At 73.5% G+C, this 12,358-nt stretch carries 7 protein-coding genes; 1 reads left to right on the top strand and 6 read right to left on the bottom strand.

From position 1 onward, the window contains the following. The first annotated feature begins 11 nt into the window (after positions 1-11). Complete coding sequence (locus ACWD01_RS02570) at positions 12-386, top strand: DMT family transporter (protein ID WP_356898114.1); 375 nt, start codon at positions 12-14, stop codon at positions 384-386. Here ACWD01_RS02570 and ACWD01_RS02565 read toward each other — a convergent pair. The 6 genes from ACWD01_RS02565 to ACWD01_RS02540 form a co-directional block, all read right to left on the bottom strand. Next, on the bottom strand, positions 358-2,628 hold the full coding sequence (locus ACWD01_RS02565; RefSeq protein ID WP_451157259.1) for a bifunctional glycosyltransferase family 2 protein/CDP-glycerol:glycerophosphate glycerophosphotransferase: 2,271 nt from the start codon (positions 2,626-2,628) through the stop codon (positions 358-360). The genes ACWD01_RS02570 and ACWD01_RS02565 overlap by 29 nt on opposite strands. 84 nt (positions 2,629-2,712) lie before the next feature. Next, positions 2,713-5,007, bottom strand: a complete 2,295-nt coding sequence (locus ACWD01_RS02560; protein WP_451157257.1) for a bifunctional glycosyltransferase/CDP-glycerol:glycerophosphate glycerophosphotransferase — start codon at positions 5,005-5,007, stop codon at positions 2,713-2,715. Between the two features lie 191 nt (positions 5,008-5,198). After that, positions 5,199-6,086 carry a carbohydrate ABC transporter permease gene (locus tag ACWD01_RS02555; protein ID WP_451157255.1) on the bottom strand — a complete coding sequence of 296 codons (888 nt, stop codon included), beginning with the start codon at positions 6,084-6,086 and terminating at the stop codon, positions 5,199-5,201. 97 nt (positions 6,087-6,183) lie between these two features. Further along, on the bottom strand, positions 6,184-7,530 hold the full coding sequence (locus ACWD01_RS02550) for a carbohydrate ABC transporter permease (RefSeq protein ID WP_451157253.1): 1,347 nt from the start codon (positions 7,528-7,530) through the stop codon (positions 6,184-6,186). A gap of 4 nt (positions 7,531-7,534) precedes the next feature. Beyond that, positions 7,535-8,899, bottom strand: coding sequence for an ABC transporter substrate-binding protein (locus ACWD01_RS02545; RefSeq protein ID WP_451157251.1), 1,365 nt, complete (start codon positions 8,897-8,899; stop codon positions 7,535-7,537). A gap of 186 nt (positions 8,900-9,085) precedes the next feature. Then, positions 9,086-12,259 carry an FtsK/SpoIIIE domain-containing protein gene (locus ACWD01_RS02540; protein WP_451157249.1) on the bottom strand — a complete coding sequence of 1,058 codons (3,174 nt, stop codon included), beginning with the start codon at positions 12,257-12,259 and terminating at the stop codon, positions 9,086-9,088. Positions 12,260-12,358: the final 99 nt, after the last annotated feature.

Below are 12,358 nucleotides of genomic sequence, written 5' to 3'. Positions count from 1 at the left end.
GGAGGCCCACCTTGGCCCTGCCCAGCCTGTTGCTGCTGCTCTTCGCGGTCTTCTCGTCGGCGGCCGGGCAGATCATGCTCAAACACGGGATGCGCTCGGCGGCCGCCGTCGCCGAGCACGGCGGAGGCTCCCTGATGATGCGGGCCGCGACGAGCCCGTGGGTCGTCGTCGGCCTCGTCGTCTTCGGCGTCTCCGCGGTGGCCTGGATGTCGACCCTGGCCCAGGTGCCGCTGAACATCGCCTATCCGTTCAACGCCCTGGGCTATCTGCTGATCGTGCTGGCCAGTTCCACGGTGCTGCACGAGCGGACCTCGATGTGGACCTGGGCCGGCTCGCTGATGGTGATCGCGGGCCTGATCACCGTGATGGCCGGCCAGCAGCGCTGAGCGCCTCCCCCTCGGGTGCGTGCGCCTGGCGCGGCACCGCCACCGGGCGGCGCTCCGCGGGCGGTGTCACCGGCAGCAGGCCGGGCTCGCCCAGCAGCACCCGGCGGACGACGCGCTCCGCGGCCCGCCCGTCGTCGAAGGCGCAGAACCGCGTCCGGAAGGCGGCGCGCAGCTCGCGCGCCGCCTCGCCGTCCCAGGTGCCGTCGGAGAAGACCCGGATCAGCTCCTCCGTCGTACGGGTCACCGCGCCCGGAGTGTCACCGGGCGCACCGGAGAGCAGGTCGAAGCAGACCCCGCGCACCGCCCGGTACGTCTCCCAGTCCGGTGCGTGGATCACGATCGGCCGGTCGAGGTTGGCGTAGTCGAACATCGCGGACGAGTAGTCGGTGACGAGCGCGTCCGCCGCCAGATACAGCTCCTCGGCGCTCGGGTGGCCGGAGACGTCGATGATGCCGGGGTGCTCGGCGAGACCGCTCTCGTCGTGGAAGTAGTGGGCCCGGACCAGCAGCACGGTGTCCTCGGCCAGCGCCTCGGCCACCCGCTCCAGGTCGAGCCGGCAGGTGAAGGTCCGCTCGTAGTCGCGGAACGTCGGCGCGTACAGCACGGCCCGCTGCCCCGGTCGGACGCCGAGCGACTCCCGTACGGCGCGGATCCGGTCGGGGCCCGCGTCGACGAGGACGTCGTTGCGGGGGTAGCCGGTCTCCAGATGCTCCACGGCGCTCGGGTAGGCGCCCGCCCAGCACTCCGTCGAGTGCGGATTGGACGACAGGCTGAAGTCCCAGCGGTCCACCCGGCGCAGCAGGTCGTTGAAGTTCATGCCCTGCGCCGCCGCCGGGTAGCGGGCCTGGCCCACGCCCATCACCTTCACCGGCGTGCCGTGGTGGGTCATCACATGCACCTGGCCGCGGCGCTTGACCACATGGTTGGGGAAGTTGACGTTGCTGAAGAAGTACGTGGCACGGGCCATCACCGCCCAGTAGCGCCGCGATCCCGGCACGACGTGGTCGATGCCGGGCGGCAGTTCGGCGGCGGCCTTCTGCGACACCACCCACACCCCGCGCACCCGGGGGGCCAGCTCCGCCGCCTTGCGGTGCACCGCCGCCGGGTTGCAGCTCACCCCGCGGTTCCAGTACGCGCTGTAGACGGCGAGGTCGCGCTCCAGCGGAAGCAGCCGCTGGAGCCGGTAGTACAGCGGCGTCAGCCGTCGCGCCAGCCGCCCGCGGACCGCGGCGGCGACGGCGAGCAGCCCGCGGCGGACGGCGAGGGCCGTGTCGAGGGCCCGGAGCCGCCCGGCCCGGCCGCCGGTCAGCAGCCGCAGGCGCAGCGCCCTGAGGCCGCCGTCCACGCGGTGCCCGGGCGGCAGATGGTCCCGGTGGAACGCCGCGACCGCCCGGACGTAGGCCCGGCGGCGCCGCCGGAGCGTCCCGTACGTCTCCAGCAGCTCCCGCGAGGCCAGGTCGAACAGCGGCCCACGCACCGCCTCGAACCGGGGCGTGCCCCGCAGCGCGCAGAACAGGTCGCTGAACTGCTCGACGAGCTCGAGTTGCCCGGTCCGCTCGCCGGGCGCGTCGGCGTCCGACTCCGCGAGCCCCGGCACATGACGCTGCCGGCGGTGCTCGACGCACGGCACCGGCAGGGCGGCGACCGTGTCGGCGGCGGCGAGGGTGCCCAACGCGTACGGCCGGTCGCCGTGCCGGCCCGGCGCGAACGACGCCTGCCCCGACGCGTGGAACTCGCGGCGCACCGCGCGGTTCCAGCACACCGCGGCCACCCCGAGCAGCTCCGGGCGGTCCGCGAGTGTACAGACCGCCGTGCCGCCCATGTCCTTCAGCAGCGACAGGGAGCGGCTGGCCTGCGGGGTGCCGCGGAACGGCGTACGGACGTGGCCGAACAGCAGCAGGTCGGGGTCGACGGCCTCCGTGAGCCGGTCGGCGATGCGCCGCAGCGCGCCGGGCAGCAGCACATGCGTGGCTTCGAGGAACAGCAGATAGTCGCCCTTCGCGTGCTCGGCCCCGGCCGTGCGCCGCCCGTCCGGGCCCGCCGGCTCGGCGAGATGCACGGCACGCACCCGCGGATCGGTGTCCGCGATCTCGTCGAGCAGCCGGCCGGAGCCGTCGGGGCAGCCGTCGGCGACCCCGATGATCTCGAAGTCGGTGAACGACTGGCAGAGCACCGACTCCAGGCACTCGCGCAGGCTTCCGCGTACACGACGGACGGGGACGACGACGCTCAGACGGGGCATGGACACTCTTTCTCGCGTTCTTCGGTGACTCGGCGGGTCTGGGGCTGGGGCTGGGAGAGGGCCGGGGCAGGACTCGGGTGTGGCTCAGGTGTGCCGGCCGCCGGCGAGGCTGCCGCTCTGCTGGACGGGCAGCGGGCCCGTCGGCTGCCGCACCGGCGCGGCCACCGGCGCGGGGGACAGGGCACCGGGCGCGGGCGCCGGGGTGCGCTGCTCGCGCGGGACGACGACCGGAAGGCCCGTGCCCTCGCCCAGGAAGACGCGGCGCACGACGCGCTCGGCGGCGAACCCGTCGTCGTACGGGCAGAAGCGCTCGCGGAACGCGGCACGCAGCTGAGCGGCGCGCGAGCCGCACCAGTGGTCCGTCGCGAAGACGTCGATCAGCTCGTCCTCGGTGCGGGCGACCGCTCCCGGCGGGAACTCCCGTACGTCGAAGTACGTCCCCCGGGCGGCCTGGTACGCCTCCCAGTCCCCGGTGTGCAGGACGATCGGCCGGTCCAGGACCGCGTAGTCGAACATCAGGGACGAGTAGTCCGTGACGAGCGCGTCGGAGGCGAGGCACAGGGACTCGACCGACGGGTGGCCGGAGACGTCGATGACCCGGTGCGCAGCGGGGGCGCTCAGCGGGGTGCCGCTGAAGTAGTGGGCGCGGGTGAGCAGGACGAACCGGGGGCCGAGGGCCGCGGCGAACCGCTCGATGTCGAGCGGCGGCGGCTGGCTGCGGCGGTAGTCGCGGTGGGTCGGCGCGTAGAGGACCGCGACACGGTCCTCCGGGATGCCGAGCGAGGCCCGCAGCCGGGCCACGTCCTCGGCGCCCGCGTGCAGGTAGACGTCGTTGCGGGGATAGCCGTACTCGAGGACCGTGCACGCCGACGGGTACGCCCGCTCCCACACCAGGGTGGAGTGGCGGTTGGCGGAGAGCGCGTAGTCCCACTTGTCGGCGTTGGCGAGGAGCTGCCCGAAGTCCATGGAGCGGGCGGCGGCGGGGCGTTCCTGCAGGTCGATGCCCATCGTCTTCAGCGGCGTGCCGTGGTGCGTCTGGACCATGATCTGCCCGGGCCGCTTGACCCACCGCCGGTCGAAGTTGACGTTGTTCACCAGGTATTTGGCGCGGGCGAGCGCCGACCAGTGGCCGAACGAGCCGGGCCGCAGCCGCCGGGTGCCGGCCGGGACCGTGTGGTGGTACTCCTCGTCCGCGATCCACGCCGTGCGGATGTGCGGCGCGAGCTCGCGCAGCTTCCCCTCGATGGCGGCCGGATTGCAGGAGTAGCCGCGGTTCCAGTACGCGGAGAAGACCGCCAGGTCGGAGCGGACCGGCAGCCGCAACTGGATGCGGTAGTGCACCCGCACGGCCACGGCGCGCAGCGCGCGAAGGGCGCTCCCCGCGAGGCCGCGGGCGCGCGAGCGCAACCGGTCGCCCGCCCACAGCACGCGGAAGATCCGGTGGCCGCCGCTGCGGATCACCGCGTGGCGCAGCCGGCCGCGCAGGGCGGGCGTCGCGCCGGGGGCGTGGTAGCGGCGGCAGTGCGCGCGGGCCCGGCGGAAGAACTCGGCGCGGCTGCCGCGCGGCAGCCGGCCCCGTGCCGTGGCCAGCGTCGAGAAGTGGTCGGCCATCCGCCGGTACAGGAGCGGCCGCCAGTGCGCGAGGGCCGGCCGGGCGTCGAGGAACGCGAACACCCGGTCGTACTGGTCGAAGATGTCGAAGTGCTTGCGGCTGGTGGTGGCGAGGATGTTGCCGCCCTGGCGGCGCTGGCGGTAGTGCACGCACACCCGGTCGAGCGTGGCGAGGCGGTTCGCCGCCAGCAGCACCGGATAGGTCCAGGGGGTGTCCTCGTAGTAGCCGGGCGGGAAGGTGAAGCCCTCGCGCTCGACGAACTCCCGCCTGTAGGCCTTGTTCCAGACCACCATCAGCAGCTTGAGCAGCTCCGGCCGGTCCTTCAGGGTGAACGGAGCCGGGCCCTGCTCGGTCAGCAGCGCGGCGAACTTGTTCCGGGCGCTCTCCCCGGTCCAGTACGTGCGGGCGTAGTCGTAGACGAGGACGTCCGGGTCGCCGGTCGTGGCGAGCCGTTCGGCGATGGCCCGGAGCGCACCGGGGACGAGGCTGTCGTCACTGTCCAGGAAGAGGATGTAGTCGCCGCCCGCCCGCGCCAGCCCGGCGTTGCGCGCCTGGCCGAGGCCCACGTTTGTCGGGAGGTGGACGGCCTGTACGCGTGGATCGCGTGCGGCGAACTCGTCGATGATCGCACCGCAGGCGTCGGGCGAGCAGTCGTCGACCGCGATGAGTTCGAGGTCCGCGAAGGTCTGTGTCAGCACCGACTCCAGGCATTCATGGAGATAGGCCTGGACCTTGAACGCGGGCACGATGACGCTGAACCGGGGCACGGCACATCCATGGGTCGCGCGGGCAGGATGGCCCGAGAACGGCCAAAGGGGTGACTTGGTTACGCCGCACGTGGCATACGGGGGACCAACGGCGAATGGCGGTCCGGTTACGGGGGTAACCAGAGCCGCCATTCCGTACGCCCGTGCGCCTGTTCACACCTGCCCTGCCGGTTCGTGCGCCGGTCAGCCGGTCATTTGACCGCGCCCGCCATCACGCCGGAGACGAACTGCCGCTGGAAGGCGAAGAACACCGCCAGCGGAATGATCATCGACACGAACGCGCCCGGCGCGAGCACGTCGATGTTGTTGCCGAACTGCCGTACCTGCCGCTGGAGCGCGACGGTGATCGGCGCGCTGTCGGAGTCGGCGAAGATCAGCGCGACCAGCATGTCGTTCCACACCCACAGGAACTGGAAGATGCCCAGCGAGGCGATCGCCGGGGCGCCCAGCGGCATGACGACCCTGGTGAAGAGCCGGATCTCGCCCGCGCCGTCGAGCCGTGCCGCCTCCAGCAGTTCGCGGGGGATCTCCGCGAAGAAGTTCCGCAGCAGGAAGATCGCGAAGGGCAGACCGAAGGCGACGTGGAAGAGGACCACACCGAGCGTCGTCTCGAAGATGCCGACGACACCGAAGAGTTCGGAGACGGGCACCAGCGCGACCTGCACGGGGACCACCAGCAGACCGACGACGACCATGAACCACCAGTCGCGGCCGGGGAACTCCATCCAGGCGAAGGCGTATCCGGCCAGCGCGCCGATGACCACGACCAGCACGGTGGCCGGGACGGTGATCATCACCGTGGAGACGAGGGAGCCGGTGATCGCGTCGTTCTCCAGCAGCCGTGAGTAGTTCTCCGTGGTGATCTGGGCCGGGGCCGTGAACACCGTCCACCAGCCGCTCGCCGCGATGTCACCGCTGTCGCGCAGCGACGAGAGCAGCAGGCCGATGGTGGGCATCAGCCAGAACAGGGCGGCGAGGATCAGGAAGACCCGCAGCACGCCTCCGCCGGTGCGGGCCGCGATCCGGGTGGCGAGGGAGTGCTTCGCCCTGACGCCGGCCCCCTTGGTGGTGTCGCTCATCGCCGGGTCTCCCTTCGCATCCGCCGGATGTTGCTGTGCCTGCCCGGGGGGCGACCCCCGGACCCCCGGCCGGGGGCGGCCGTGCGGCGCCGGGAGCTCATCGCCGGGTCTCCCTTCGCATCCGCCTGATGTTGAAGAACATCACCGGCAGCACCAGCAGAAGCAGCAGCACCGCGATCGCGCTGCCGAGACCGAGGTCCGCGTCCGTGCCGAACGACGAGCGGTAGAGCTGGAGCGCGAGGACGTTCGCGTCGTCCTGGGAGGAGCCCGGCGCGATGATGAAGACCAGGTCGAAGATCTTCAGTACGTTGATCATCAGCGTGACCAGCACCACCGCGAGCACCGGCGCCAGCAGCGGCACCGTGATCCGCCGGAAGACCTGCCACTCGTTCGCGCCGTCGACGCGGGCCGCCTCCAGGAGTTCGCGGGGCACGCTCGCCAGTCCGGCCGCGATCAGCACCATCGCGAAGCCCGCCCACATCCACACGTAACTGCCGATGATCGCGGGCGTGACCAGGTTCGGCCCGAGCCAGTTGACGCCGTTGTACGGCTCGCGGAAGTTGTCCGCCGGCAGCCGCAGCAGCGCGCCGTCCGCCGCGGTCGGCAGGGTGAACATGCCGTCGGCGCCGGCGCGCGTCTCGGCGACCACCCGGCCGTCCTTGACCGCCTCCACCTTGATGCCCTTGAGGCCGACCTCCTCGGAGTCGATGGTGTTCGGTTTGCCGCCGCCGCCCCGGGTGAAGTCCAGCCACGCGGTGCCGTGGATCTCCCCGTCGCCGGTCTCCGGCGCCTTCGCCGGTTCCGCGTCGGACGGCATCTTGGCGGGCGCCACCCCGACCAGGGGCAGTTGTACGGGAGTGCCGGCGGAGACCGGCTCCTTGGTGACGAACGCACCGGCCCCCGCGGCCTCGAGGGGATGGACCGGCAGGGGGCGGGCCTTGGGGAAGCCGGCCGACTCGGCGAACGTGTCGTGCACGCCCACCCAGACCGCGTTGGCCACCCCGCGCTCCGGGTCCTGCTCGTACACGAGCCGGAAGATGATGCCCGCCGCGAGCATCGAGATCGCCATCGGCATGAAGACGATCAGCTTGAACGCGGTGCCCCAGCGGACCCGTTCGGTGAGCACCGCGAAGATCAGGCCGAGCGCGGTCGACACGGTCGGCGCGACGACCACCCAGACCGCGTTGTTCTTGACCGCGGTGAAGATCGTGTCGTCGGTGAAGATCTCCACATAGTTGCCGAGCCCGGCGAAGCCGTTGCCCGACTGATCGAAGAAGGACCGGTAGAGGGAGTACCCGATCGGGTAGACCACGAGCGCGCCCAGCAGCACCAGCGTGGGCAGCAGAAAGCCCACCGCGACTATTTTGCGTGTGCCTGTCACGCTCTTGCGCTTGTCGGCGGGGGGCACCGGCCGGGCCGGGCCCCCCGCGGTGACGGGCGTCACGGCGTCAGCTCTTGAACGCCTTGGCCGCCTCGGCCTCCAGCTTCTGCTGGGTGCCCGCGACATCCTTCGGGTTCTTCAGGAAGTCCTGGAGGATCTTCCACTCGCCCTTGCCGGGCGTCCCGCCGAACGACTGCGGCATCTGGTCCGACATGTCGAAGCGGAAGTCGTCGCCCGCCTCGATCAGCGCCTTCGCGATGTCGCGCTGCACGTCGTTCGGGTACGCCGCCAGGTCCAGCGACTTGTTGGGCGAGAGGAAGCCGCCGGCGCCCGCCTGGATCGCCGCGGCGTCGGGGGACGCCAGGAAGGTCAGCAGCGCCTGGGCGCCCTTGCTGTCCGTGAGCGCCACCGCCGCGTCCCCGCCGGTCACCACCGGCGGCTCCGCGCCGACGGCCGGGAACGGGAAGACCTTCGCGTCCGTACCGATCTCGGCATCGGTCTGCGCGATGTTGACGGTCACGAAGTCGCCCTCGAAGACCATCGCGCTCTTGGGGGCGTCACCGCCGGTGAAGGTCTGGGTGACGGACGCGGGGAACTCGGTCTGGAGCGCGCCGTCCGTGCCGCCCGCGATCAGGTTCGGCTTGCCGAACAGTTCGCCGAGCGTGGTGAGGGCGTCCTTCACGGACGGGTCGGTCCACTTGATCTCGTGCCTGGCGAGCTGGTCGTACTTCTCGGGGCCCGCCTGGGAGAGATAGACGTTCTCGAACCAGTCGGTGAGGACCCAGCCGTCGGCGCCCGCGACGGAGACCGGCGTGACGCCCGACGCGGAGATCGTCTCCGCCGTCGACATGAACTCGTCCCAGGTCTTCGGCTCCGTCGCCCCCGCGTTCTCGAAGACGGCGTTGTTGTACCAGACCAGGGACTTGTTGGCGGCCTTGTAGTACACGCCGTACTGCTCGCCGTCGACGGACCCGAGGTCCCGCCAGCCCTTCGAGTAGTTCTTCTCCAGCTGCTCCTTGGCCTCCGGCCCGACCGGCTTGGCCCACTTGCGGGCCACCGCCTGCTGGATCGCGCCGACCTGGGGCAGCATCGCCACGTCCGGCGGGCTGCCGCCGGCGATCTTCGTGCCGAGGAAGTTGACGATCGGGTCCTGCGCCGGGACGAAGGTGACCGTCGCTCCGGTGCGCTTCTCGAACTCGTCCAGGACCTTGGTGAAGTTCTCCTGTTCGGGGCCGCTCCACACCGCGGCGACCTCGATCTTCTCGCCGTTCAGCTTGGGCAGCTGCACCGTGGACGGCGACTCGCTGCCGTTCGTCGGACCCGCGTCACCCGGCTCGCCGCCGCCGCCGTCGCCGCCGCATCCGGTGAGGGCGAGGGCGCCGATCGCGGCGAACACCACTGCGGCCCTGCCCGTACGAAGAGTTCTGCGCATTACTGCCCCGTCTCTCCTGTGCGCTGCTTTACCTGACCTGTCGCGCCTTCCGACAGGTCTACGCCCGCACTACGGGTGCCGCAATAGCGCCCCGGGGGAGTATCACTCTTTCGTGATGCCCTCGTGACGCGATGTCAGGTCAAATGGCAGCGACGCCGGACAGGGGTGCGGTGGTGCCGCGGCCCGTCAGGGATGCGCCGGGGCCAGCGGAGGGACGGGGGACGCGTCCACCGACTGTGCCGCCCGCTCCAACGCGCTGGCCAGCAGGGCCAGATCGGTCGGACCGTTGCCCAGCTCGCGCAGCGGCCGGCGGGTGGGCGGGTCGCCCATCCGTTCCCATTCCAGCGGGACCACGGTCGGCCGCGACGTCGCCGTACGCGGTATGCGTCCGGTGACCCGGCCGCTCTGGAACGCGGTCACCCGCCCGTCCGGGTGCCCCAGCCTGCCCCGGCCGGGCGCCGGGTCGTCGGGGCCGGGCGCGACCGGCGGCGCCTCCAGGACGACCCGCAGCCGCGCACCCTCGGCGAGCTGCGTGTCCGCGGTGCGGTCGGGCCGCGACGAGGTGGCCACGAGATGGATGCCGAGCCGCCCGCCGTCCCTGGCCACCGCTTCCAGCGCCCGTACGACCGAACCGGCCGCCGGCCGGCCCGGGCTGCCCAGCGCCGGGGCCACCAGCGCGTCGAAGTCGTCCACCAGCACCACCAGGCGCGGCAGCGGGTCGGGCTCGCGGCTCCGCGTACGCCCGCCGGGACGGAGCCTGAGCGTCCCCGAGGAGGGCGAGTCGAGATCGCCGCGCTGCTCGGCGGCGCTCGGCGGGCGCTGGCCCACCATCCGCTCCGCGACCTCGCGCCGGGTGCGCCACTCGGTGAAGTCGGCGACGCCCGCCTCGTCCAGCGCGGCCGCACGGCGCTTCAGCTCCGCGCCGAGCGCCTGGGCGAACGACCGCATCCGCACCGGGTCGCTCGCCACCAGGTGCTCGGTCACATGGGGCAGTTCGGTGCAGGCCGTCAGCCCGTCGCCGCGCTCCCCGCCCGCGCCGTCGACCAGCAGCAGCCCGAGCCGGTCCGGGCGGCCCGCCGCCGCCAGCGACGCGGCGACCGAGCGGAGCAGCTCCGTACGGCCGCTGCCCGCCGGGCCCTCGATCAGCAGATGCGGGCCCTCCTCCGCCAGGTCGACGGTCAGCGGCCCCCGGGGGCCGGCGCCGAGGACCACGGTCCCGTCACAGGCCGACGCCCAGCGCGCCATCAGTGACGCGGGGGTGGCCCGCGCCAGCTCCAGCTCGTCCAGCAGCCGCGCGGACCGCGGCAGCACGGCCACCCTGCCGGGGTGGACGCTCGAACCCTCCGCGCGCAGCGGGGCCAGCGCCCGTCCGAAGCGCTCGGCCCAGGCGGCTGACACGGCGTCCACCACACCGACGGTGCCGTGGCCCGCGGGCTGCCCGCCGGCCACCCGCATCAGGCGCAGCGCGGTCGCCACGTCCCCGGTCAGCAGGGCCGCGGCCCCGCACTCGCGGAACGGCAGCGACACCGCGCACGCCGACTCGTAGGTCACGGCGACGGGGGAGAGCGGGGAGGCCGCGGCCGTCTCCGCCAGGCAGATCAGATGGATACCGGCGGCGCGGCCGGCTCCGGCGAGCCGGGCCGTCGTCTCCCGCAGCGCGGCGGAGCCGGGGTCGCCGTCGACGATCACCACGGTGCGCGGGCCGCCGTGCCGGTCGGCCGCCGCCGTGACGGCCCGGCCGTCGGCGCTCGGCCAGCCGGGGCCGAGCGGGCCCTCGTCCAGCCGGCGCGACAGCTCCGCGGCGCGGGCGGTCGCCTGGTCGTGGTCGTACGCGAGCAGCAGCCGGCAGTCCTGGCCGTGCGCCGGGCGCAGATGCGGCAGCCAGCCCAGCCAGGCCCACTCCGCCGTGCGCTCCTCGACACGCCGGGTGCGGTCCGCGCTGATCAGCACGATCTCCAGGTCACTGGGGGAGTGCAGCGCGGCGAGCTGGGCCACCGCGGACCTGGCGAGGCCGGCGAGCCGTGCACGCGGGCCGGCGAGACCGAGCGAACCGGCCTCCTTGAGCGCCACGGTCACGGCGACGGACGGCAGTTCGGCGCGGTCGGCCGTACCGAGCCTGAGGACCAGCGACTCCGGGTGGTCCGGGCCCCGCTCCCACAGCCGGTGACCGGGGCCGAGCGCGGTCAGCAGGACGGCCGCGGGGTCGGGCCAGCTCGCCACCGTGGGCGGGGCCGCGGCGGCCACGGGACCGGCCGGGCCGGTCTCCTCGACCACCGGTCCGCCCCGGCCGCCCGCGAGCCGCCGTGCCCAGGTTCCTATGCCGCGCCTGCGCCGGCCCGGCGCGTCCGCTTCCGGGCCGGTGACGGGCGTCCCGCCCTCGGGGACGTACTGCGCGGGCACCCGCGCAGCCGCGGCGTCGAAGTGGTGCGTCTGCTCGGACCGGTTCGGCTCGTGCCCCGTGCCGCCCTGGCTGCCTGCGTCGTACGCGCCGCCGGGCGCGGGCCCTCCGGCGGTGGTCACGCGGGCGGCGCCGTCCGGGCCGGTCGTGCCGCCGGCGTGCGGCCGGTGAGCCGCGTCCGGGGCCACGGCGGGACGGGCGGGGCCGGGGTCCGCCCAGGAAGGGCCGGGTGCGCTGCCGCCGCTCGCGCCGGCCACCGGCCGGTATCTGCTGGACTCCGGCGGCACCGGAGCGTCGTCCGGCTCCGCGGCCACGGAGCCGCCGGGGATGCGGAGGTGGCCCTCGCCGTCAGGAGTGGTGGGGAGCGCCGGCGGCCCGGCCCCCGGGGCGAGCCGGAGGGTCGACTCGCCGAGGCGGAGCAGCGCGCCCGTCGGCAGGCGGACCGGGCGGCTGCCCACGGAGGCGCCGTCGACCGTCGTGCCGTTCGTGGAGCCGAGGTCGGTCACCGTGACCCGGCCGTCGTCCGCGACCGTCACCGCGCAGTGCAGCCGGGAGACGTCGGGGTCGTCCAGCGGCACATCGGCGTCGGCGGAGCGGCCGATGCTGATCCGGCCGCCGTGCAGCAGATGGACACCGCCCGCGTCGGGCCCGGCGACGACATGGAGCTGGGCCGGGACGTCGCTCCCGTGGGGCTCGTCGTCGGCCGGTGTCTGGAGGGCCAGCACGGCGCCGTCCACCAGCGGCGGTTCGCCCAGGGTGCGGCGCTGGAGGTCGAGGCGCTCCTGGCCCGCGTAGAGGACGACGGTCCCCGAGACGTCGGTGCCGGAGACGGCTGCGGCCAGACCGGAGGCCACGGCGGCGAGCGCCGTGCCCGCGGGCGCGGTCACGATCACGTCGCAGGGACGCCCGGCGGGCGCGGACTGTCCGCCGCGCGGCGCGAGAACAGTCAGCCGGATCTGCATCGCCGTCAGCCATCCCTTCTGCGCGGGTGCCCGGCAGGGGAGCCGCCCAGATAGCCCCCACCCGGCAGGTCGGCACGGGGCCCGGGTCTTCCCGCCCAC

Source organism: Streptomyces sp. NPDC002835, from assembly GCF_053591995.1.
Note: the sequence above shows the minus strand (reverse complement) of the source record. Positions and strands in the feature narration are given on the sequence as shown.